Genomic DNA, 22912 nt, shown 5'->3' with positions numbered 1-22912 from the left:
TTCCCCGGTTTTTTTTATCAATGCATCAGGCTTTTGGTTTGTAGTTGCGTAATGCGTTGCGCCCAAGCACCACTCCGGAACCAATTATTCCGCCCAGCAACACGGCAAGAATCAGAACAATCGCTTTTTTCGGGCTGTCACGACGGACAGGAAGGTCCGGCTTCATGACATAACGATAGACGTGGATAGTGTCCGGGTTTACGTTCAGCTTCTCGATATCCAGCAAGTTTCGCTTGGTCAGATAGTAAGCTGCTGAGAATACCAACGGGCGAGAAGCTTCGTTATCAATCATCGATTTCAGCCCCTCACTTCCCAACAGGAACATCGTTTCCTGCGTCACGTCCTGGGTTTGCTGAATCTGCGGCGAGGTGATTTTTGCTGCTTCAGCATTCTTCAGCGCCTCAGTAATCTGTTTGATGCGCAGATCTTTCTGCTCCTGAGCGACCTTCTCCTGGTTTTCCAGCGAATCGTTCAGGGTTTTAATCTGCTCTTTGATATTGTCCTTGAGGTCAACGGCGAGCTCTTTTGCCGTTTGCTCATCAACCTGCTGGATGTACTGAGCCAGTTGTTTTTGAGCAGCTTCTGCGGATGTACTGGTATAGGAAACACTTAACGGGAGTGGCTGTCCAGTCACAGTCGGTGTTATCGTCAGTTTTTCAGGTTCCTCCTGGTTCTCAAGCGCCTGAGATAATGCCGAGAATGAGGAGCTAAAGCGACCGATAGCGCGCGTTTGGTTGTCCAGCATCGAGGGAGCTGCACTACCATAGAGAATGTTCAATGCGTTTGAGTAGGTCGCTATCTGAGCCGCATCAGGTTGCGCAATAATCGCACTTGAAGTCCACTTTTCCTTCGCGACGAAGAGATATCCAATAGCCAGGGCGATAAAAACAATAACAAATATTGCTATCGTCGACTTGCCACGCCACAGTTGAAGCACTAAATCAAGTAAATCAATTTGCTCAGGGTCATTGCTTTGGCTGACCTGGCGATTGTCGTTTTGCGTCATACAATCCCTAACAGATTAAAAAGGGCAAACATAATTATGTTTGCATAGTGTATCTATTGCTGGGGATTTTTCTATAAGAATCCGATGAGTGATATCAGAAAGATGAGTTATGTAACTTACACCCTTCGCGCTATCATAGACGTCATGTGATGCGCTATGGCATCTGTAAGAATATGGGTTTATGAGGGAAGCTATGAAATTTTTGGTAACGGGTGCAGCGGGTTTTATCGGTGCTAATGTCAGTAAACGCCTCCTCGAGGCCGGTTATCAGGTTGTCGGTATTGATAATCTGAATGATTACTATGATGTCAACCTGAAGCTGGCGCGCCTGGAACTGTTAAAATCTGAGAGCTTCAGCTTTCACAAGCTGGAGTTGGCCGACCGGGAAGGTATGGCAGCGCTTTTCGCCAGCGAGAAGTTTGATCGCGTGATTCATCTGGCCGCACAGGCAGGCGTACGCTACTCCCTGGAAAACCCACATGTGTATGCGGATGCTAATCTTATTGGTCATCTCAACGTGCTGGAAGGCTGCCGCCATAACAAGGTTCAGCATCTGCTTTATGCCTCCTCCAGTTCTGTATATGGACTGAACCGTAAGATGCCATTCTCCACTGAGGATTCAGTGGATCACCCAGTTTCACTTTATGCCGCGACCAAAAAAGCCAATGAACTGATGTCGCATACCTATTCGCATCTCTACAACCTGCCAACAACTGGACTGCGTTTCTTTACCGTGTATGGTCCGTGGGGGCGCCCGGACATGGCGCTGTTTAAGTTTACGAAGGCGATGATTGAAGGCAAAAGTATTGATGTCTATAACTACGGAAAGATGAAGCGTGACTTCACTTACATCGATGATATCTCTGAAGCCATTCTTCGCCTGCAGGACGTTATTCCTCAGCCGGACACAAACTGGACCGTTGAGACAGGCTCTCCGGCATCCAGTTCAGCGCCATACCGTGTTTATAACATCGGTAACAGCGCGCCTGTTGAACTGATGGACTACATCACTGCCCTGGAAGATGCACTCGGTAAGAAAGCAGAGAAAAATATGATGCCACTCCAGCCCGGGGATGTTCTGGAAACCAGTGCCGATACCCAGCCACTTTATGACGCGATAGGATTTAAACCGCAAACCTCCGTTAAAGATGGGGTGAAGAACTTCGTCGACTGGTACCGCGATTTCTACAAAGTCTGAAAATAAAAAAACCCGGCAAATCAGCCGGGTTTTTTACGAAATAAAACAGAGAATCAGTCGCTACCGAACAGATCGCGGGTATACACTTTATCCGCCACGTCAGCCAGTTCTTCCGCCATGCGGTTAGAGATGATGACATCCGCTTCTTTCTTGAAGGCATCCAGATCGCGAATCACGCGGGAATTGAAGAACTGATCTTCCTGCATGGCCGGTTCATAAATAACAACCTCAACCCCTTTCGCCTTGATGCGCTTCATGATCCCCTGGATTGAAGAGGCGCGGAAGTTATCGGAGCCACTCTTCATGATCAAACGGTATACACCGACGACTTTCGGCTGGCGCGCCAGAATGGAATCAGAGATGAAATCTTTACGGGTACGGTTAGCATCAACAATCGCCGAAATCAGGTTGTTTGGTACCGCCTGATAGTTTGCCAGCAGCTGTTTGGTGTCTTTGGGCAGACAGTAACCGCCGTAGCCAAATGACGGGTTGTTGTAGTGGTTGCCGATGCGCGGGTCAAGACATACCCCTTCAATAATCTGACGGGTATTCAGTCCAAGACTCTCTGCATAGCTGTCGAGTTCATTGAAATAAGCCACTCGCATTGCCAGATAAGTGTTCGCGAAGAGTTTAATCGCCTCAGCTTCGGTGGAATCAGTAAACAGCACCTGAATATCTTTCTTCAGTGCCCCTTCCTGCAGCAGTGCAGCAAAACGTTCAGCGCGCTCAGAACGTTCGCCAATGACGATACGCGAAGGATGGAGGTTATCGTAAAGCGCTCTGCCCTCGCGCAGGAATTCCGGCGAGAAGAAGATATTATCAATACCAAACTTCTCTTTGATGGATTTGGTGAAGCCGACAGGGATAGTTGACTTGATAACCATCACCGCACGGGGGTTGATCGCGATAACATCTTTGATCACCGCCTCTACGGTTGAGGTGTTGAAGTAGTTAGTTTTTGGATCGTAGTCAGTAGGCGTCGCAATGATGACGTAATCCGCATCGCGGTATGCATCTTCTTTATCTGTCGTGGCGCGGAAATTCAGCGGTTTATTGCTGAGATAGTCCTGGATCTCTTTGTCGACAATCGGCGATTGCTTCTGATTGAGCATATCCACTTTGGCCTGCACGATATCCAGCGCAACCACTTCATGATTCTGAGCAATCAAAATGCCGTTAGAAAGACCGACATAGCCTGTTCCGGAGATTGTTATTTTCATTCGCTAATGACTTCTGTGAGTTAACTGTACTGATGGCCGCCAGACCATCGCGATAAACATAACTGTTGGGCTTTGTACCTCCTGGGAAACAACACTGTCAAGGCAAACCAGGAGTAATCGCGACGAGTGGGATGAGATTCAGACTACTTCGAGTAACACGCGGCATTTTTTGCATAAAAAAACCCGGAGACAGGCTCCGGGTTGAAATTACAGTGAGTTAGCTAACTAACTCACTCCATCCATTCGGTATGGAACACACCTTCTTTATCGGTGCGTTTATAAGTATGCGCACCGAAGTAGTCGCGCTGTGCCTGAATCAGGTTAGCAGGCAGAACCGCAGCACGGTAACTGTCGTAGTAGGCTACTGCAGCAGAGAAGGTCGGAACCGGGATACCGTTCTGGACAGCGTAGGCAACCACGTCACGCAGCGCCTGCTGGTATTCGTCCGCAATTTTCTTGAAGTACGGAGCCAGCAGCAGGTTGGCGATACCGGCGTTTTCTGCATAGGCATCGGTGATTTTCTGCAGGAACTGCGCACGAATGATGCAACCCGCGCGGAAGATCTTCGCGATTTCACCGTAGTTCAGATCCCAGTTGTTCTCGTCTGACGCAGCACGCAGCTGAGAGAAGCCCTGCGCGTAAGAAACGATTTTACCCAGGTACAGTGCGCGACGCACTTTCTCAACAAATTCAGCTTTATCCCCAGCAGGTTTGGCCTGAGGGCCAGACAGCACTTTGGATGCCGCAACGCGCTGCTCTTTCAGAGAAGAGATGTAACGCGCGAAGACAGATTCGGTGATCAGAGACAGCGGCTCGCCCAAGTCCAGAGAGCTCTGGCTGGTCCATTTGCCGGTGCCTTTGTTCGCAGCTTCATCCAGAATCACATCTACCAGGTATTTACCCTCTTCATCTTTTTTAGTGAAGATATCTTTGGTGATGTCGATCAGATAGCTGTTCAGCTCGCCTTTGTTCCACTCGGTGAAGGTTTCAGCCAGCTCTTCATTGGAGAGATTCAGACCACCTTTCAGCAGGGAATACGCTTCAGCAATCAGCTGCATATCGCCGTATTCGATGCCGTTGTGCACCATTTTCACATAGTGACCTGCACCGTCCGCACCGATATAGGTTACGCAAGGCTCACCATCTTCAGCCACGGCTGCGATTTTGGTCAGGATAGGTGCAACCAGTTCGTATGCATCTTTCTGGCCGCCAGGCATGATAGATGGGCCTTTCAAAGCGCCCTCTTCACCACCGGAAACACCGGTACCGATGAAGTTGAAGCCTTCAGCAGACAGCTCACGGTTACGACGGATGGTGTCCTGGAAGAAGGTATTACCGCCATCAATGATGATATCGCCTTTTTCGAGGTAAGGTTTCAGGGAGTCGATAGCTGCATCGGTACCTGCGCCCGCTTTTACCATTAACAGGATACGACGAGGCGTTTCCAGAGACTCAACAAACTCTTTCACCGTATAGAAAGGAACCAGTTTCTTGCCAGGGTTCTCGGCAATGACTTCTTCGGTCTTATCACGGGAGCGGTTGAAAACGGAGACGGTATAACCACGGCTTTCGATGTTGAGCGCCAGGTTGCGCCCCATGACTGCCATACCGACGACGCCGATCTGTTGCTTGGACATTACATACTCCTGTCAGGTGTGGTCACCACGGCTTGTGCGCGGCTTTAATGTGCTGTTGATGTTAACTCAATATCGTTTAGCTTGGTAGCGGCGTCATTTGAGATAACTACAAAATACTGCTAAACAGCAAGTTTAGTTCATATACCCAGAGATATTCTACGGATAATAACTGAAATGTTTAATTGCGAGTCCTTGAAATATTATAAAGCATTGAGAGCATTGTTACAGGGAGTAAGCGAGGAATAGAACGTATCAAGAAAATGCAAAGCCCGGAAAAGAAAGAATGCAATCCAAGATTTTTCTTAAGTATAAAAAGCTCCCACTCGCTTTTAATATATTTAACCCCCTTTCTTCTCCCTACCATCCCATTGCCAACACGAGCTTTAACGAGTGAGCAATCGATATTCCCAACTTTATATCCTTTAGCAATAACTCTGAGCCAAAGATTATAATCTTCCATAAGGAAATGATGTTGATAACCACCAAGTGATAAAATTTCTTTTTTTCTAAAAACCACAGTCATATGATTGAAAGGATTTTTTATTTTACAACACTCACGAATCTCAGCCTCTGACAAAGGAACTTTCCTGACTGATTTAACTTTATTCTCACATACTTCAAACTCATCAATTCCCGATCCTAGCAATATAAGGTCATTATCACTAAAAAAGAGAGGTATTTGTTTTTGAAAACGTTCAGGGAGGCAAATGTCATCTGAATCCATTCGGGCAACAATATCATATGAACAATGTGCAAGACCTTTGTTTAAAGCATTACCTAACCCGACGTTAACCGGTAACCTTACTATGTTGATATTCATTTTCTCAGACCATTTGAATACAACATTTTCTAATCCTGCATTAAGTGGACCATCAAAAACACAAACAATTTCTGTTGGAGACAATAATTGATTGGCAAGACTTGCAAAACATGTGTCAAGAAAGACTGGTTCTTCTTTATGGTATAAAGACATTAATACACTAAATGATTTTGAACTATCATTCATTAAGATTTACCTGCGCAGACAAGAACCTAAAGGTCATATAGTAAAATGCATAGATCGAAAACACATAAAATATATAACCACCAAAAATGTAGCAACAAGAAAGCCCAATAATAAGCAAAATGAAGTAATAGAGGTATCGACCGCTTTTTTTATTGGTGAGAAAAAAATCGTTAAAAAAATCAAAATCAAATCTTCTCTCGGTACATCTCTCAAGAGTATTAATCAGCGGGAATAATAAAATCATAAAAAGAAAGATAAAGACTTCACTCATTCCTGTAAATAACAATACTGGTGAGCAATATCTTAAAGTAACCAATATAAAATGCAATGGTATATTTAATCTACTTCTAACTGTGTTATATAATGCATATGTTGGAATTATTGCCCAACTGACCAGCAAAAAAATCCATGAACCATCATTGAAGGATAATGCAAAGGTTATTAATAACGCAACTAAAAAGCGGAAGCAATAAATATTTTTTTTATTATTTTCATAATATTGCAATTGCAGATAATCAAGCCTTAATGTTGGTGAAATCTCTTTTTTTATTGTTTCAGCATCATTGTATATATATCCAATCTCATACAAATTATAGACTAACAAGATAGCCAAGAGCGACTTAAATAAATTAATATATCTAAATTCTGGGTATACAAACAAAAAAGATAAAGAAACAGGGATTAAATAAATTATAATCCATGAAAAAAATCTTGTGATTGTTCGAAATCTAGTTTGCTTAGAATACCAGAATGGAAGATAAAAGATATTATAGCCTTTCACAATCACTCACTTTTAATTAAGTTAATAAGCCGATCATAGTTGATAAGTTTAATATTATTATCAATAAATGCCTTTTCATTCTTCAAGTTCGGAACACCAAAACCATAACTACATATTTTCAATATTTTAATATCTTGAATATTATCACTGATAAAACAGTAAGCATTATTGTTTTGCTCTACATCATCAAAAATTTTATTCTTATTAAAAAGGAGATCAAGGGTGATACGTCCTTGACAGTTTCCGTCTTTATATGCAAGTTTACTACTGTAGCAATTAATAGCATAATGCGATGCTACAACCTCAACAATGAAATCTAAGGAAGCAGAAATAATTGTTACCGGAATATGCTTACTTTTAGCACATTGCATAACATCAACAAGTTCCTTATTCTCTATAAAAATACCATTGGCTAGCATCCATTTCACATGTTCTCTAAGAAAATCAATGCTGTATCCATTTAAAAAACGGATCGCAATTCTTCGATTTAGATCTATTTTGGCTGAAAACAGCAATTTAAATATGACTCTCATTATAAATGAGGTGCTGAGTTTTCTGTAAAACCAATAGCGTTTATTTGGGTGATGGCTAAAGAAGGAATCCAGGAACATGAACGTTGTGTTGCCTTTGATTAAGGTATCACACAAATCAACGTAAACATGCTTAAACATTACTTTCTCCAATCAAAAAGTAGCCTGGCCAGGCCGATATATAAATATTTAGACTTAATACTTAATATAACTTTAGGTAGAAGTCTTAACGCATCTTTCTTGGAAGTCGAACCAAAATTAGAGAAATGTTCAAGGTGGATAAAATGAAGTGCTCTTTCATAAAAGGCTTCATCCTTATAATCCTTTAGAATTTTTATTTTCTCTAGCATCATCATTTTATAACGAGTATGAGTGTTATTATCATGAACTCGATACATTGTCAGGAGGTAAGGAATAGTAATAAACTTATAACCTGCATTGAGGAGTTTAAAATATAGCCAGATATCTTCAATCCTGATATCTTTTGGGAAGGTTATTGAGTTATGTTTAAAAACATCTACTCTATACAATTGTGTTGGAGAGTATAAACATATTCTATCTGTCAGTATATCGTTGAGTGTCCACCACTTAAAATCGACCATAGGTAGCAAACCACGTTTGTTGATTGAGCCATCACTATTGATTCTTATCATATTACCAAAGCAAGCAATGGCCTCAGGTTCTTTTCTTAATGCATTAACTTGTAATTCAATTCGATTCGATACCATAATGTCATCACTAGCAAAGAAACTTACAAACTCTCCACTAGCATGTTTTAAGCCTTCGTTAATCCCACCTGTAATCCCCGTATTACTTTCAAGAAAAATTGTTTTTACGTTACCGACGTTCTTGTATTCTTTTAATATCTCAGGTGTTGTATCCGAAGAGTTATTATCGACGATAATAAGCTCAATATCTTTATAAGTCTGACATAATATACTTTCGATTGCACTTTTTATAAACTGGTCATGATTATAAGATATTATAATGATAGAGACCCTATCACTCTGGTACTGCATGTTTTCTTCTCCCGTCGAGAATTGACAATAGCAAATAAATAATAAAAACTAAAATCAGCTGCGTATTAAACAGCATTGCATTAAAACTACTGAGAACGGTTGTTACGGACACAATGTAAAAACTATAAAAACTCATTGTTAATAAAGTTTTTTCTCTTGCTCTAAAATAGATGCATAACAAACTATTTACTATTCCACCGTACATACTTCCAAGAACAATTCCCATGTAACCGAAATTAGAGAAAGTCTCATGTGCAAAAAATCCATTTACATTCCAACCACCATTCGCCACCATACTTGGCAAATATTGGTTCATGAATATCTCTGATGCCCTGGCTGTTGGAGTGACATTAAGTATTTTGTTAAAAATAGTATCCATGCTGGATAACCCCAGCGAACTATGGGAAGAAAAATAATCTGCCGCATAAAACACCGCTGCCTCTTGAGCTATAAATAACCTCTCGATAAGAATATAAAGGAGGTAATCAGAATTATCAAATTGGAAAAGAACAATATACATTAGCAATATCAAGAAAAATATTAATACTGAGGAAAGTACATAAACCTTTTTACTAATTTTTCTTACCGATGAATATGAAACTAAAAGCCCCAAGAAATAAAAAACCAGAGGTGCTTTTTCCCCATTAATAGCCAATGTTAATATTGAAATGAAAGTGATAAAGACAAAAAGAAGAAAATGTTTTTTAAATCTTAGATATGCAATAAAACAATAATACGAAAGAATTATAGGTATAACACCTGCTAGTGTTTTGAAATATCCAATTCCAGAATAATTTTTTGTCACTTCCAGCCTTCGTATAGCAATTTGATCCGCAGAAGCCCCTTGGAATGCCATAAACAATGGTGCTGGATAAATTGATATTATGTAATACACAACTAATGCACAAGATAATATAAAGAGTGTTAGTGTTACCTTGCGACTGCTCATAATCATAGGACTGGAGTAATAATTTTCCCAGCGAATCATTCCCGAACGCTGCCCTGAACATAATGAACACAAAACTTCAACAACAAAAGCAGAAAGAAAGAATATAAAGAAAGAAATAGTAGTAATAAATAAACCAAGGTTTTTTGCCTCAGCATTATTTGCAATTGGCTCTATAAAAAATGAATCATCCATGAAGCCAGAATGTATTATAAATGATCCAATAATGCAGAATAGCAGCATCGACCAGTAAAGAACACAATAATAGTTGAGCCTTTTAAAACGAAATACACCCAAGTAGTACCCAGGAATAAAACTCAGTATTATTATAAGGAAATTTAGAGTAAACTCCATCTAGGATGCCTTTTTATATATGGACTGATAGAAGAAAAATGATGTGAATATCAGATATATAAAGTACGTTGCAGCATATGCCAAAGAAAGATAATGCCAGGACATAAAATAAACAATTATGGTTGTTGACACTGCAAGGACAACCGCTGATAAGATTTCACATGCTATAAAGACCTTCCATTTTTCTTTCGTTAATAGTGCAAAAGAGAAAATCCAACTAAAAACTTTGAAAAAATCTCCAACCATCTGCCAGCCAAATAGCGGTGACATGTTAACAAATGAAGGAGTAAAGAGTATATTTATAATATAAAACTTTAAATAAAAAACACAAAAGCATCCAATAGCTGTAACCGGCACTAGCAACTTAGATATATTGATTAGCTCATACTTATATTTCCTTTTCTCATGTGTTTCAGATAGTTTTGGCAAATAATAAAGGGTTAATGTAGTCGTTGCTAACATAATATTTATTGCGCTTATTCGGTTAATGGCTTCCCAATAACCGGATATCTCCCAAGAAATATTAGTACCTATAAAATTCCTAAGAAACATCTGAGTTAAAGGGACGGCTAAAGATGAGAACAAAGCCATAAAAGCAAATCGACTAAGACCTTTGACAACAGATTTGTTTAAATTCCCCGCCAAAAAACGAACTTTGAACCATTTTTGTTTAATAAAATATGAGAAGGTTATTATAAAATTTAATGATTGATTTATTGTTAATGCTATCAAGGCTCCTTTCAGGCCCATGCTAAATGCAAAAAGGCCAGTCACCACTAACACTAATATACTACTGGATATATTAAGTAATACATACGCTTTTATTGCCTTCATCCCATTTAGAATAGCCATCAAATAACTATTCAACATCATAAACACAAATGAGGTAGCAAGCCAATATGAAAGATTATTATCTATTTTGTCATTAAAAAAAATAACATTTATATCTTTAAAAAAGATCAAAATAATGATTGACACAAACAAGCTAGAAACAATACTGACTGTTCCCGCTGTTTTCCAAACATCTATTAATTCTTTTTCCTCACTTACATTTTGAGCTGTATATTTTGTAATGCCATTTGCAATTGAGCCCGCGGAAAATGTAGCGAGTGTTTGAACAAAACTCTGATACTGACCTATTATGGCATAACCACCAGGACCGACATAAATAGCTAGGACTTTATTAAGCCCTAGCATAGTCAGCATTTTAATTATTACAGAAATACCATTATAAAAACTGACTTTAATTAAATTCATGATTAGCAATTAAATTTATTTAATACATCAATGACATAACTAACTTGCTCTTCTGTAAGAGTGGGATCCATTGGTATTGAAATTACTTCACGGTGCAACTCTTCACTAAGCGGGAAACTCAAGTCTTTGAGTTCTTTATAAGCCAGTTGGCGATGAGGTGGCGTTGGATAATGAATAACGGTCTGGATATCATTATCTGTCAGGTAACGCTGAAGTGCATCCCTGTTCTTTGTCCTGATGACAAAGAGATGCCATACATGATTCTCTTCGCAGGTAATGGTTGGGAGTACTATTAATTCATTTTTAATTTCTTTTAAATAGCGATTTGCGATATTTCGTCTAATACAAATATCTTCATCCAAATAATTCAGTTTTACATTCAGGAAGGCAGCCTGAATTTCATCCAATCGACTATTTACACCTTTGAAATCATGTCTGTATTTTACTTTTGAACCATAGTTCCTCAAGTAACTTACCGTATCTGCTAATTCAGTATCATTAGTAGTTATAGCACCAGCATCTCCTAGCGCGCCAAGGTTTTTGCCAGGGTAAAAACTAAACCCGGCAGCATCACCCCAACTTCCGGCTTTTCTACCATCGATTGAAGCACCATGCGCTTGGGCACTGTCTTCCAATACTAATAGGTTATTATCTCTTGCAAAACTCATGATTTCGTCCATTGGGGAAATCAAACCATAGAGATGGACAGGGAGTATGATCCGCGTATTGGCAGTAATTTTGGATTTAATATTCTCAATTGAGAGATTATAGCTGGACTCATTTGGTTCAACTAAAACAGGCTTTAACCCTGCCTCGCTGATGGCCAGAATTGAAGCTATATAAGTATTAGCCGGGACAAGCACTTCATCATTTCTTTTTACTTTGCCCAGTTCTTGCCATGCTTTAAGAGTTAACGTCAGAGCGTCAAGCCCATTAGCAACACCTATAGCATGCTTAACGTTACAATACTTAGCGAAACTTTCCTCAAATGCATTTAATTCTGAACCTGAGATATACCATCCGCTTTCAATAACTCGTACTGCAGCTTTAATTAATTCATTATTGTAGCGTGCATTGGACTTCTGTAAATTAAGAAAATCAATCATTCTGCCTCCAAAAATTTCACGATTCTTGCTGGATTCCCTAAAACCAGAGCATTGTCAGGAACATCTTTCGTAACAACAGAACCTGCCCCAATCATACAATTGCGCCCAATCTTTACTCCAGGGAGAATAGTCGAATTTGCGCCAATCGATGAATTCTCACCAATTATAGTTTCATAAAATTGTGTATCATAATTTTTAGAACGAGGATATTTATCATTAGTAAACGCAACGCAAGGTCCAATAAATACATTGTCATGTACCCTTACGCCATCCCAGATATAAACACCTGATTTAATAGTTACTGAATTTCCAATGACAACGTCATTTTCAATAAAGCAGTTAGCACAAACATTGCAATTTTTACCAATTCTTGCCTCTTTGAGGACAACAACAAATTGCCATATATTTGTACCTTCACCAATAGATGTTGACTGGACATCACTTAGTTTATGTATAAACATCATTTTGCCGCCAATTTAAATGCATCGTAATCTCTGATATAATCAGATTCATCATATTCATTACTGGCTAAAACCATTAATACACAGTCGTCAGAAAAATCTGACATCTCCCTCCAGATTAATGAATTAACAAGTAATCCTTGAGCTGGGTTATCCAAAAGAACACTTACTCTTTCGTATCCATCATCTAGCGTAAAACGACACGATCCTCTGACAGGGACTACTAACTGTTTCAGATTTTTATGGGCATGGTAGCCTCTGACTACACCTTTTTTTGTATCAAAAATGTAATACACTCGCCTAATTTCAAAGTCTATATTCTTATCTCTTTCTAAAGAAACAAGAGCGCCCCTATCATCACCATGAACCTGTAATGGGATAAGTTGGATATTCATAATTCACCCTACTAATTTTATTAAATACTGACCATAATGATTTTTACAAAGTTGCTGGCCTCTTTCGAATAGATTTTCTTTTGTTAGCCAACCATTTCTCCAGGCGATTTCTTCAAGACAGGCAACCATCATCCCCTGCCGCTTCTGAACTGTCTCAACGAAGCTACCCGCTTCAATCAAACTATCATGGGTTCCTGTATCGAGCCAGGCAAAGCCACGCCCAAGTAGTTCCACATTCAACGCATTATTTTTTAAATACACTTCATTTACGGTAGTAATTTCAAGCTCACCTCGTGAAGAGGGTTTAATATTTTTAGCTATATTTATTACATCGTTGTCGTAAAAATATAAACCAGTCACAGCCCAATTTGACTTTGGATTTTTTGGTTTTTCTTCTATACTTAACGCTTTAAATTCTCTATCAAACTCAACGACCCCAAATCTTTCAGGATCCATTACCTGGTATCCAAAGACAGTGGCACCTCGAGAACGCTCACTTGCAAGTTTAAGTTTGGGAGTAAACCCTTGACCAAAGAAAATATTATCTCCAAGTACCAGACAAACGGAATCATTCCCAATAAAACTTTCACCAATAATAAATGCCTGTGCTAATCCATCCGGACTCGGTTGAATTGCATATTTGATTTCTATACCAAATTGGCTTCCATCACCGAGTAAACGGATAAAACCAGCCTGATCTTCTGGAGTGGTGATCACTAGAATATCTTTGATTCCAGCCAACATGAGCACAGAGAGGGGATAATAAATCATTGGTTTATCGTAAATAGGGAGTAACTGCTTTGATACACCCATTGTAATTGGATATAATCTGGTACCAGAACCACCAGCTAAAATAATACCTTTCATTACTTACGCTCTCTATAATTTTGCTCTATCCAGGACTGATAATTCCCGGTTTTCACGTTTTCCACCCACTGAATGTTTGCCAGATACCACTCTACTGTTTTGCGAATGCCACTTTCGAAGGTTTCTTGCGGTTTCCAACCCAATTCCCGACCAATTTTCTCAGCATCTATCGCATAACGGCGATCATGACCAGGCCGGTCAGCAACATAAGTGATCTGGTCATGATAGGAACCTTCCTTTGGCACAATTTCATCCAGCAGAGAACAAATAGTGTGTACCACATCGAGGTTTTGCTTTTCGTTGTGACCGCCAATGTTGTAGGTTTCGCCAATTTTACCCTGTGTCACTACGGTATAGAGTGCACGTGCATGATCCTCGACATACAACCAGTCACGGATCTGATCGCCTTTACCGTAAATTGGCAGAGTTTTACCCTCCAGCGCATTCAGAATAACCAGCGGAATCAGCTTTTCTGGGAAGTGATATGGGCCGTAGTTATTTGAACAGTTGGTGACAATCGTAGGGAAACCGTAGGTACGCAACCACGCGCGAACCAGATGGTCGCTCGAGGCCTTTGATGCCGAATATGGACTGCTTGGTGCGTAAGCGGTAGTTTCCGTGAATAGAGGCAACTCGAATGATGCAGAATGCTCATCAGGATGCGGTAAATCGCCATAAACTTCATCGGTTGAAATATGATGAAAACGGAAGGCTTTCTTAGCAGCATCATCTAATGTGGACCAATACCCTCGGGCGGCTTCCAGGAGCACGTAGGTACCTACGATATTGGTTTCAATAAACGCAGCAGGGCCGCTAATAGAACGATCAACGTGGCTTTCGGCTGCAAGGTGCATTACGGCATCGGGTTTATGCTCAGCGAAGATTCGATCCATTGCTGCCTTGTCACAGATATCAGCATGCTCAAAGGCATAACGATCGCTATCGCTGACATCAATAAGTGACTCAAGGTTACCGGCATACGTCAGCTTATCCACATTGACGACTTCGTCCTGGGTATTTTTAATAATATGTCGTACAACCGCTGAGCCGATAAAACCGGCCCCGCCCGTCACAAGAATTTTCACGTTATCTGTTCCGTCTGTTGGAAATGTCTGGATACTTACGCTCTGAACCCGATCGTTTTTTGACGGTTTCAGAAATTGAGCACGCTACCGCCCCTGGCTTAACAGCTACCAGTGCACTGAGCGATGTTGGATTAAATGATTCTGTTGCCTGGATTCAGGCAAAAACTGGCGTTAATTGTCGTCCTAAACGACCTCAGAAACAAGCACAAATCGCTACAAAGCTGTCGAGATTTAAACCCGATAACTCTATGTAATCATAGAATTAATAACAAAAAACGGCAGTCATCATTTGGGTTATATTTCAACACACCAAAATAATGACTGCCGCTTGTTCAAGTCGTGGCAGAAATATCAGTCGCTTGCCAGTAACTTCTCAATACGGGCCCTGAACTTCGCCCCTTCCTTCAGATTACGCAGCCCGTAATTCACAAACGCCTGCATATAGCCCATTTTCTTACCACAGTCATAGCTGTCGCCAGTCATCAGCATCGCGTCAACAGACTGCTTCTTCGCCAGTTCGGCAATCGCATCAGTCAGCTGAATACGGTCCCAGGCACCTGGCTCGGTTTTTTCCAGTTCGGCCCAGATATCGGCGTTCAGCACATAGCGGCCAACCGCCATCAGATCGGAATCCAGCGTCTGTGGCTGATCCGGTTTTTCGATGAACTCAACGATGCGACTCACCTGCCCTTCTGTCTCTAGCGCTTCTTTCGTCTGGATAACAGAGTACTCAGAGAGATCGCCCTTCATGCGTTTTGCCAGCACCTGGCTGCGGCCTGTTTCATTGAAACGTGCCACCATTGCCGCCAGGTTATAACGCAGCGGATCGGCAGAAGCGGTATCAATAATGATATCCGGCAGCACAACGATGAATGGGTTATCACCCACAACCGGACGGGCACACAGAATGGAGTGGCCGAGACCCAGCGGCTGCGCCTGGCGCACGTTCATAATGGTCACGCCTGGAGGACAAATAGACTGAACTTCCGCCAGCAACTGACGTTTAACACGCTGCTCAAGCAGAGCTTCGAGTTCGTAAGAGGTGTCGAAGTGGTTCTCTACCGCATTTTTGGAAGAGTGGGTAACCAGAACGATTTCTTTGATCCCTGCAGCAACAATCTCGTCGACAATGTACTGAATCATTGGTTTATCGACGATCGGCAGCATCTCTTTAGGAATGGCTTTTGTGGCCGGCAGCATATGCATGCCCAGACCTGCTACCGGAATGACTGCTTTCAAATTGATCATTATCTCTTCCACCTTAATATGGTTGACGAAGTATAAACCGTGTCAGGAAAAATGCCTGATGAAGAAAGTCTACTGCGTCAAATGCAAATCACGTTTGGCTCAGAACTCTGATTACTAAAACTCATTACGTCATAAGTGTGACCCAGAATCGTCGGAAACCCTATCAATAATGAAGATTAAAAACGTGATTCCGACAAATCCCAGATCATCCGTTGCTACTCAGAAACAAACGTGATGTCATCTTTCTTCTCATGCACGAACTCGTACTTCAACGTACGGTCCAGTCCTTGAGATAGGGTGTAAGGCGCTTTAAAACCAGAGGTGTGCACTTTAGTTGCATCAAACTGAGTGGTGGCACAGAATTTTTTTACACGTACGGAACTAATCGCATACTTCTTGCCGGTAACTTTGCTCAGAATATCAAAGCAATAACCGCCGAGCATCCCTAAAGGATAAGGGAGATGTACTGATGGGATTTTTTTGCTCAGGCTCTTTTCTACTTCGGCAACCAGCTGATTCATATTCAGATCGGGTTTATCGACATAGTTGTATACGTCGTAACCAGGTTTGACGTTGCTCAATCGGAATTTGATAAACTCAACAATATTACCTACATAAGCCATTGACTTATAGTTAGTTCCGGCGCCCACCATTGCGAATTTTCCACCCGCAATTTGCTTCAGAAGATTGAAGACATTGCCTCGATTGCGCTCACCAAAAATGACCGTTGGACGGATAATCGTAAGAGATCGCTCTTCAGGCGCTTTGTTGAACCATTCACGCAGTACCTCTTCCGCCTGCCACTTACTTTTGCCATAGTGGTTAAAAGGATCGTGCGGGTGAGATTCGTCAGGATTCACTTTATTGAGACCATAAACAGCAACTGAACTGGTAAAAATAATGTTCTTAACATTATTTTTTTCCATTGCTGCCAGTACATTACGTGTACCCTGTACGTTTACATCATAGTAGAGTGAAGTCGGGCTAACATCATCACGATGTTCGGCAGCTAGCAGTACCACCGTTCCGAAACTGGCAAGTGCTTGATCGAGCTGCTCCTGATTACGCACATCACCAGAAACAGTAATATCTGGATAGAAATGACTCTGCTGTTTGTCGAAGTTGGTAACATCAAACTCGGACTTAGAAATCTCGATCAAACGAGTCCCAACGAAACCGGACGCGCCAATAAACAAAACTTTATCGTTCATAAACCACTCAATGCGTTATGTGTGTTTGGCAAACCTCCGGGAGTCATGATATTCCGTGAGGTATCGCTAATGACAAGACAAATCTGGAAATTGTGGCACGGATTATAAACCCTAAAATCGCTGAGTTCAGTAACAAATTTTAGGTGTTTACGATGAGTCCGTGCTATGCCTCTTAAAAATTCACTTTCGCATTGATGGAAGCGCAAAATTCAGCCTTTCCACATTCACAACCTGCTGATCCACCCGGTCAATATCCACCGAGCTTTGTCCCTTCTCATTAACCGCTTTGATGTTCGCCAGCGACAGCAGCGTCTCGTCTTTGGCCATAAATTTGCCCCGAACGTCCTTACGCAGGTCGAAATTAATCTTCAGGGCAGGCCCCACGGCAGCTTCCTGCATAACATTGATATTTCGTAAGAAAAGATGCTGTGGCTTATTGTGCAGTTCCAGGGTAGCGCGCTGCATCTCAACGTTGGTAATCGCCACAAAAGACGTCGCGTTACCGGATGAAATTTGTACTCCGCGCAGCTTATACGCCAGCTGCCGATTATCCAGACGAATATTGTTGAGTTTGAAGTTCTGCGGAATGGACAAATAATCGCCTTTTATCACCCCGTAACCGATTAACATACCGGCACTATTGACCATATCGACATTATCAATAATGAAATTATCACAACCATAAATAGCGACGGTGGCGTTGTCTATTCCCGCCTTTTTACTGAAGTCAGGGGTTATGTTTTTGGCCTTAATATTGCGGATAACAAAATGTTTTCCGTTTTCAACGTGCACTAGCTGACGACAGTTGCTGCCCGTGATGTTTGCCACCACGAAGTTCTTGACGGTTTGTTTTTCCGGATAGTCATTATCATAAGTGCTCCCGGCAAGGCCAATGCCGATGCCCCAGTTGATCTTGCCGTTAGTGCAGTTAATGTTGTCGATGACATGGTCGGAAATCAGGATATTGCGGTCATTGATGGCCACGTTCCACTCGATCGCATCGCCCTGCAGGTGGCTAAATTTGCTGTTGGTGATGCGGGCACCGTCCACCTGATTATGGAAACCCTGGCGCAAGATGGCGTAGTTGGCCTGACTGACGCTGATGTTATCAATCAACAAATTGCGCATCACGCTCGGTTTCTTGCCGCCGATGTAGATCTGCGCCACAGGACCAAAACCGCTCATCGCCAGCCCTTTAATCACGCAGTCAGAGCCGCGAATGTCCAGGGTGATATTCTCTGTACGCCCCCCGCCTTCACCGATCACTTTGCTGCCTTCCTGCAACACAAAGCGGCCGCGGCCGTTGCCGGTTAATGCCCCGCGGATCAGCAGCGTTTTACCATCGGGAATGAAAATGCCCGTATTGATGTTTTCGCAGGTGAGTCCCGCAGGTACAACGACCGTATCACCGTCGTTAAACGCCTGCTTAAAGGCGGCAATCCAGTCGTTGTTATTGTACTGATTAACAGAGACCGTCTTTCCGGTTGCCGCCCGCGCAATGCGGGACGACAACAGCGGCGTGGCCGCCAGAACGGACATAGAAGAGACAAAGGTGCGTCGGGTAATCTTTTTCAGCATACAACCTCGGCGTTACAGCGTTTGCAGCAGGCTCGCTAACTGGCGATTAATCACCTGCTGGTTAAAATCGGTTTCAACTTTTTGTCGGGCATTGTGGAGCACAGGCTCCAGCGCCTGCTGGTCGATGTCGCTAAATGCCGCTAATCGATCGGCCAGCGCCATAGCATTATTCTCCGGCACCAGCCAGCCGGAATGGTCAGACTTAATCAGCTCCGGGATCCCGCTGTGCAGGGTAGAAACCACCGGAATACCGACGGCCATCGCCTCCATCAGCGCCACCGGAATACCTTCCATATCGCCATCGGCACCCGTCACCGAGGGCAGCAGAAACACATCCGCCTCATCAAGCATGGCCTTGACCTCGTGGCTTGGCTTGAAGCCCGGCATCTCGATGACGTCTTCCAGTTGATACTGTTCAATCAGCGTGCGCAGTCGACGCTCCCACGGTCCAATGCCGAGAATGCGATAGTGGAAATCTACCCCACGCGCTTTCAGCTGCCGGCAGGCTTCGATAGCCACATGCAGACCTTTCTTCTCCGTCAAACGCGCAACAGAAATGATCTGCAGCGGTTTACCCGGCACCTTCACCGGACGGCGGGTAAAGCGCGTTAAATCCACGCCCATACGAGAAACGGCTATTTTCTCTCCCGGACAGCCCATGTTTTTCAGGCGTCCAGCCCACAGGTCGCTGATGGGCAGCATCATGTCACCGCGTCGGAAAAGCTGCTGATACTCCGGCGTGTAGTGGTTCAAAACTTCGCGGCTGGAAATGTCGATACCGTGGAAAATGGTCGCAATTTTACCGTCAATCACGCCCAGCTCGCGCAGCTTCGCGGCGGTGACGCCCGCCGGGCCAAAGTGGGCGATAAACACATCCGCACGATACGGCTGCGCCGTTTGTCCGCAGATGGCCGACAGGATCAGATTGCGAGATTCGGACCCATAGCGGGAAACATTCAGCGCCCGCCATGTCGATGCACGATGGAATCCACGTAAAGTCTGGCTGGCGCGGTGGCGTAGCTTATTCAGCTTCCCGGACGGCTCATCCTGCAGCCAGCGGGTTTTCGCCTCCAGCCCATACTGGGTATAGGCCGCATGGGTGTTTTTGGTATCGCCCTTTTGCAGGGCGATAATCTCCACGTCATATCCCATATCGATAAACGCGGTGATTTGGTTCAGGACAAACGTTTCAGACGACAGCGGAAATTTCAGTAAGAAGAAACCAACCTTCATTTCCCCTCCCGGACACGGTCAAGCACCGATTTCACCATCCCAATCCCCTTTTCACGTTCGGCTTTCACCGCAACGGCCAGGCGTTCATTGATGGCAGGTAACTGACCCAGGGTGTCCCCCACCATCGCACCGAGCGAACCATCCAGCAGATGACGAATATCCACGGCCATTTCCGGCATTCCAAGCTGCTGCATTATCCCTGCAGACTTGTGCTCATAGTTGATGGCAATGGCTGGCGTACCGAAGTTCATGGAGATAATGGCCGAGTGCAGGCGCGTGCCCACCGTCAGGTCGCAGGCAGAGAGCAGCTTGCCCATCTCAAGATCGTTGAGTTCATCCATCACCACGTGATAACGGGACGGGTCATTAACCAGGCTGCGTAGATTCAGCGCGACCATGCGATCATCTTTATTGTAACTGTCGATACCGGTACAGGTGGAAAGCGCCAGTACCTGATAACCGCTGTCCAGCACGCGGTTCACCACGTCGGCGAAGGCTTTTTCATACGCCGCCTGCGTCGTGCCTAAACGTTTATCAAAAGGCGCCAGCTCGCGCAGGGTTATTGCGACGGTTTTCTGTGTCGCCGCCACGTCGAGCCAGTGCTGCACCGCGTAGCTTGCCTGGAAGCTGTCGTCCTGGTGATCCACCAGCCAGGCCGTGTCCACGCCGTGCTCAACTTTTGAGGTGTCGATCTCGCTGCGCTTCATCATCTCAAGGCTGACCGACTCGCGCAGGATCAGGGCATCGCAGTGGCCGAAGACATAGTTTGCCAGCTGGTTAAACTGCGGGTCCTGGAAGGGCCCGACGCTGTGACCAATCATAAACAGCGGCTTTTTCGCCATGAACGTACACAGCGCATGCTCAAACTGCGGCACGCCGTAGAGATCGACGAAGAACGAGCCGCCGACCTGGATAATGGCGTCGTAACCCGACAGTAGACGAACGAAATCGGTAAAGCCCTGCGCGATAGCAATGTTACGCAGCTTGCCGGTATCGGTCACACGGGAGAGGAGCACCTGATGCTGGTAGCGACGGCGCAGGACTTTCTTCACGCGCCCCATCACGCCCGCGGCGTTGTTATGCTGTTTCATCTGGCTGTAAAGCGGGTCACCCATTACCGGGCGGTTCAGTAGCCAGGATGAACTCACCGGATAACGGCTCATCACGTCCACTTCGGTCTCAGGCTTAAGGGTGTTAATCGCATCCAGTAAACCGCGCAGGATGGCGCTGTCGCCACGGTTGCCGCAGGTATGGTTGCCAAGAATTAATAATTTCATAATGGCCTCTTAAATAACTAGCCTGCGCGAAGCAGCGTTTTCATTTTTTCGTTACGGCAAAACTGGCGCTTCATCTCTACCACCAGCGCATTGCGTGAAAGCACAATCATCACGCCGAATGCCAGCACACCCGCCACTACCTGCACCGCCAGCAGCGCGGCCAGCGGCAGATGACCATTGAGGAGCACACCCAGACCGTAGCTCACCGCCAGGGTTGGCAATGAGAGATAGAACGGCAGCCACAGGCTCAGGATGTACTGACGGTAGCTGGAGCCCAGCACCGGCTTGATCATGATGAAGTAGCTCAGAACGGTATTGACGATCTGCACCAGCAGGAAGCCCAGCGTGACGCCGATGGCCCCCGCCATATGTCCGCCAACAATAATCGCCGGGATAAACAGGAAGGTTTTGAACACGTTGAACTTAAAGCTGATGTCCACGCGCGCTTTTGCCATCAGCAGGGACCCAATCGGGTTCCCTACGGAGCGCAGCAGCCCCACCACGCACAGCAGCTGCAGGATCGGGATGATGCCGTTCCACTTCTCGCCAAACACCAGCGGCACGAAGTTGCTGGATACCACCATCAGCCCCAGCAGCACCGGGAAGTTAATAATTCCCACCACGGAAAGCAGCTTGTAGAAGTTGACGCGCAGCTTCTCGGTGTCGTCCTGGATCTTGGCGAACGCCGGGAACAGCACGCGGGTAATAATCGGGTTCAGCTTCATCGGAGGAACGACCGCGACGTTATAGGCCAGGTTGTAGCCCCCCGCCACGCTCGCGCCGAGAATACGCGCCAGCACCAGCGTGGAAAGGTTGGTGTTGACGTAGTTGATAATGCTATCAGCCGTCAGCCATGCGCCAAAGCGCAGGTTGGACGAAACGGAAGCGAGAGAGAAATGCAACCCCGGACGGTAGATCTTGCGGCCAAAATAACCGAACAGCAGCGTACGCACGGCAGAGTTAACCAGGTATCCCAGAATAGCGGTCATCGCCAGCGGCCAGAAATGGGCGCTCACCACGGTGAAGGTAAAGCCCGCCAGAACGGCGCTGGTCTCAATCATGCCGATCTTGTTGAACTCCAGCTCTTTTTGCATCAGCGCGCGGAACTGCTGTCCGTGCGGGATCACCACGAAAGCAAACGACAGCGTGCGCATCAGCGGAGCGAGATCCGGGTTGTGCAGCACGCTGGCGATGGTATCGCTCAGCAGGAACACCAGCACAAACACGAAAATCCCCAGCCCCACGTTCAGCCAGTAGAGCGTGGTCAGTTCAAGATGGCTGATTTCTTTGCGCTGGATAATCGAGTTGGCGATACCAAAGTCAGACAGCGTATCGGCCAGGGCGATAATCACCAGCGAGACGGTCAGCAGGCCGAACTGGTGATTATCAATAATGCGCGCCAGCACGGTCATCTGCACCAGACCGAGGCCAATGATGACGATGGTCGCCATCGCTGACCACTTCGCCCCGCTGATGGTTTTTTCACGTAAGCTCATC

21 protein-coding genes are annotated in these 22912 nt (G+C 44.3%); 1 reads left to right on the top strand and 20 read right to left on the bottom strand.

Features of this window, described 5'->3' with window-relative positions:
* Window positions 1–25 precede the first annotated feature (25 nt).
* The gene (gene wzzB, locus AC0XWG_RS15695) at window positions 26–1006 is read right to left on the bottom strand and encodes an LPS O-antigen chain length determinant protein WzzB (RefSeq protein WP_475680808.1); all 981 of its coding nucleotides are present in this window, start codon (window positions 1004–1006) and stop codon (window positions 26–28) included.
* A gap of 193 nt (window positions 1007–1199) precedes the next feature.
* On the opposite strand from wzzB, the gene AC0XWG_RS15690 reads away from it, so the two are divergent.
* A complete protein-coding gene (locus AC0XWG_RS15690) occupies window positions 1200–2204 on the top strand; it encodes an NAD-dependent epimerase (protein WP_128348756.1) in 1005 nt (334 codons plus the stop codon).
* Between the two features lie 53 nt (window positions 2205–2257).
* Here AC0XWG_RS15690 and ugd read toward each other — a convergent pair whose 3' ends face one another.
* From ugd to wzxC, 19 genes are all read right to left on the bottom strand, one after another.
* Window positions 2258–3424: a UDP-glucose 6-dehydrogenase gene (gene ugd, locus AC0XWG_RS15685; protein WP_128348755.1), complete on the bottom strand. Its 1167-nt coding sequence runs from the start codon at window positions 3422–3424 to the stop codon at window positions 2258–2260.
* 230 nt (window positions 3425–3654) lie between these two features.
* Complete coding sequence (gene gndA, locus AC0XWG_RS15680) at window positions 3655–5061, bottom strand: NADP-dependent phosphogluconate dehydrogenase (RefSeq protein WP_024908082.1); 1407 nt, start codon at window positions 5059–5061, stop codon at window positions 3655–3657.
* A 178-nt stretch (window positions 5062–5239) separates the two neighbouring features.
* Window positions 5240–6067 carry a glycosyltransferase gene (locus tag AC0XWG_RS15675; protein ID WP_128348754.1) on the bottom strand — a complete coding sequence of 276 codons (828 nt, stop codon included), beginning with the start codon at window positions 6065–6067 and terminating at the stop codon, window positions 5240–5242.
* Complete coding sequence (locus tag AC0XWG_RS15670; protein WP_244250032.1) at window positions 6060–6848, bottom strand: hypothetical protein; 789 nt, start codon at window positions 6846–6848, stop codon at window positions 6060–6062. The genes AC0XWG_RS15675 and AC0XWG_RS15670 overlap by 8 nt, the downstream gene beginning before the upstream one ends.
* A gap of 2 nt (window positions 6849–6850) precedes the next feature.
* The gene (locus AC0XWG_RS15665; protein ID WP_208594273.1) at window positions 6851–7519 is read right to left on the bottom strand and encodes a haloacid dehalogenase-like hydrolase; all 669 of its coding nucleotides are present in this window, start codon (window positions 7517–7519) and stop codon (window positions 6851–6853) included.
* Window positions 7519–8397 (bottom strand): glycosyltransferase family 2 protein, encoded by an 879-nt coding sequence (locus AC0XWG_RS15660; RefSeq protein ID WP_128348993.1) that lies wholly within the window; start codon window positions 8395–8397, stop codon window positions 7519–7521. The genes AC0XWG_RS15665 and AC0XWG_RS15660 overlap by 1 nt, the downstream gene beginning before the upstream one ends.
* Complete coding sequence (locus tag AC0XWG_RS15655) at window positions 8381–9697, bottom strand: O-antigen polymerase (RefSeq protein WP_208594272.1); 1317 nt, start codon at window positions 9695–9697, stop codon at window positions 8381–8383. Before AC0XWG_RS15655 ends, AC0XWG_RS15660 begins: the two co-directional genes overlap by 17 nt.
* Window positions 9698–10954, bottom strand: coding sequence for an O-antigen translocase (locus AC0XWG_RS15650; RefSeq protein WP_208594271.1), 1257 nt, complete (start codon window positions 10952–10954; stop codon window positions 9698–9700).
* A gap of 2 nt (window positions 10955–10956) precedes the next feature.
* Window positions 10957–12060, bottom strand: coding sequence for a DegT/DnrJ/EryC1/StrS family aminotransferase (locus AC0XWG_RS15645; RefSeq protein WP_128347499.1), 1104 nt, complete (start codon window positions 12058–12060; stop codon window positions 10957–10959).
* A complete protein-coding gene (locus AC0XWG_RS15640) occupies window positions 12057–12521 on the bottom strand; it encodes an acyltransferase (protein ID WP_164881329.1) in 465 nt (154 codons plus the stop codon). The genes AC0XWG_RS15645 and AC0XWG_RS15640 overlap by 4 nt, the downstream gene beginning before the upstream one ends.
* The gene (locus AC0XWG_RS15635) at window positions 12521–12916 is read right to left on the bottom strand and encodes a sugar 3,4-ketoisomerase (RefSeq protein ID WP_128347497.1); all 396 of its coding nucleotides are present in this window, start codon (window positions 12914–12916) and stop codon (window positions 12521–12523) included. The genes AC0XWG_RS15640 and AC0XWG_RS15635 overlap by 1 nt, the downstream gene beginning before the upstream one ends.
* 3 nt (window positions 12917–12919) lie before the next feature.
* Complete coding sequence (gene rfbA, locus AC0XWG_RS15630; protein ID WP_128347496.1) at window positions 12920–13783, bottom strand: glucose-1-phosphate thymidylyltransferase RfbA; 864 nt, start codon at window positions 13781–13783, stop codon at window positions 12920–12922.
* Window positions 13783–14868 carry a dTDP-glucose 4,6-dehydratase gene (rfbB, locus tag AC0XWG_RS15625; protein ID WP_128347495.1) on the bottom strand — a complete coding sequence of 362 codons (1086 nt, stop codon included), beginning with the start codon at window positions 14866–14868 and terminating at the stop codon, window positions 13783–13785. The genes rfbA and rfbB overlap by 1 nt, the downstream gene beginning before the upstream one ends.
* A gap of 351 nt (window positions 14869–15219) precedes the next feature.
* Window positions 15220–16116, bottom strand: coding sequence for a GalU regulator GalF (gene galF, locus AC0XWG_RS15620; protein ID WP_128347494.1), 897 nt, complete (start codon window positions 16114–16116; stop codon window positions 15220–15222).
* 215 nt (window positions 16117–16331) lie between these two features.
* The gene (locus AC0XWG_RS15615) at window positions 16332–17327 is read right to left on the bottom strand and encodes an NAD-dependent epimerase/dehydratase family protein (RefSeq protein WP_128347493.1); all 996 of its coding nucleotides are present in this window, start codon (window positions 17325–17327) and stop codon (window positions 16332–16334) included.
* 180 nt (window positions 17328–17507) lie between these two features.
* Window positions 17508–18905: a colanic acid biosynthesis protein WcaM gene (wcaM, locus tag AC0XWG_RS15610; RefSeq protein ID WP_128347492.1), complete on the bottom strand. Its 1398-nt coding sequence runs from the start codon at window positions 18903–18905 to the stop codon at window positions 17508–17510.
* 12 nt (window positions 18906–18917) lie between these two features.
* Window positions 18918–20138: a colanic acid biosynthesis glycosyltransferase WcaL gene (wcaL, locus tag AC0XWG_RS15605; RefSeq protein WP_128347491.1), complete on the bottom strand. Its 1221-nt coding sequence runs from the start codon at window positions 20136–20138 to the stop codon at window positions 18918–18920.
* Entirely contained in the window at window positions 20135–21415 is a 1281-nt protein-coding gene (wcaK, locus tag AC0XWG_RS15600; RefSeq protein ID WP_128347490.1) for a colanic acid biosynthesis pyruvyl transferase WcaK, read from the bottom strand. The genes wcaL and wcaK overlap by 4 nt, the downstream gene beginning before the upstream one ends.
* 17 nt (window positions 21416–21432) lie before the next feature.
* The gene (gene wzxC / locus AC0XWG_RS15595) at window positions 21433–22911 is read right to left on the bottom strand and encodes a colanic acid undecaprenyl disphosphate flippase WzxC (RefSeq protein WP_049008274.1); all 1479 of its coding nucleotides are present in this window, start codon (window positions 22909–22911) and stop codon (window positions 21433–21435) included.
* Between the last annotated feature and the right edge of the window lies 1 nt (window position 22912).

This window comes from Enterobacter sp. DVT3837 (genome assembly GCF_056238685.1).
Note: the sequence above shows the minus strand (reverse complement) of the source record. Positions and strands in the feature narration are given on the sequence as shown.

Excerpts from the sequence above, each read along its gene's own strand:
- wzzB (WP_475680808.1), bottom strand. The coding sequence starts at position 1,006 with ATGACGCAAAACGACAATCGCCAGGTCAGCCAAAGCAATGACCCTGAG.
- AC0XWG_RS15690 (WP_128348756.1), top strand. The coding sequence starts at position 1,200 with ATGAAATTTTTGGTAACGGGTGCAGCGGGTTTTATCGGTGCTAATGTC.
- ugd (WP_128348755.1), bottom strand. The coding sequence starts at position 3,424 with ATGAAAATAACAATCTCCGGAACAGGCTATGTCGGTCTTTCTAACGGC.
- gndA (WP_024908082.1), bottom strand. The coding sequence starts at position 5,061 with ATGTCCAAGCAACAGATCGGCGTCGTCGGTATGGCAGTCATGGGGCGC.
- AC0XWG_RS15675 (WP_128348754.1), bottom strand. The coding sequence starts at position 6,067 with ATGAATGATAGTTCAAAATCATTTAGTGTATTAATGTCTTTATACCAT.
- AC0XWG_RS15665 (WP_208594273.1), bottom strand. The coding sequence starts at position 7,519 with ATGTTTAAGCATGTTTACGTTGATTTGTGTGATACCTTAATCAAAGGC.
- AC0XWG_RS15660 (WP_128348993.1), bottom strand. The coding sequence starts at position 8,397 with ATGCAGTACCAGAGTGATAGGGTCTCTATCATTATAATATCTTATAAT.
- AC0XWG_RS15655 (WP_208594272.1), bottom strand. The coding sequence starts at position 9,697 with ATGGAGTTTACTCTAAATTTCCTTATAATAATACTGAGTTTTATTCCT.
- AC0XWG_RS15650 (WP_208594271.1), bottom strand. The coding sequence starts at position 10,954 with ATGAATTTAATTAAAGTCAGTTTTTATAATGGTATTTCTGTAATAATT.
- AC0XWG_RS15645 (WP_128347499.1), bottom strand. The coding sequence starts at position 12,060 with ATGATTGATTTTCTTAATTTACAGAAGTCCAATGCACGCTACAATAAT.
- AC0XWG_RS15640 (WP_164881329.1), bottom strand. The coding sequence starts at position 12,521 with ATGTTTATACATAAACTAAGTGATGTCCAGTCAACATCTATTGGTGAA.
- AC0XWG_RS15635 (WP_128347497.1), bottom strand. The coding sequence starts at position 12,916 with ATGAATATCCAACTTATCCCATTACAGGTTCATGGTGATGATAGGGGC.
- rfbA (WP_128347496.1), bottom strand. The coding sequence starts at position 13,783 with ATGAAAGGTATTATTTTAGCTGGTGGTTCTGGTACCAGATTATATCCA.
- galF (WP_128347494.1), bottom strand. The coding sequence starts at position 16,116 with ATGATCAATTTGAAAGCAGTCATTCCGGTAGCAGGTCTGGGCATGCAT.
- AC0XWG_RS15615 (WP_128347493.1), bottom strand. The coding sequence starts at position 17,327 with ATGAACGATAAAGTTTTGTTTATTGGCGCGTCCGGTTTCGTTGGGACT.
- wcaM (WP_128347492.1), bottom strand. The coding sequence starts at position 18,905 with ATGCTGAAAAAGATTACCCGACGCACCTTTGTCTCTTCTATGTCCGTT.
- wcaL (WP_128347491.1), bottom strand. The coding sequence starts at position 20,138 with ATGAAGGTTGGTTTCTTCTTACTGAAATTTCCGCTGTCGTCTGAAACG.
- wcaK (WP_128347490.1), bottom strand. The coding sequence starts at position 21,415 with ATGAAATTATTAATTCTTGGCAACCATACCTGCGGCAACCGTGGCGAC.
- wzxC (WP_049008274.1), bottom strand. The coding sequence starts at position 22,911 with ATGAGCTTACGTGAAAAAACCATCAGCGGGGCGAAGTGGTCAGCGATG.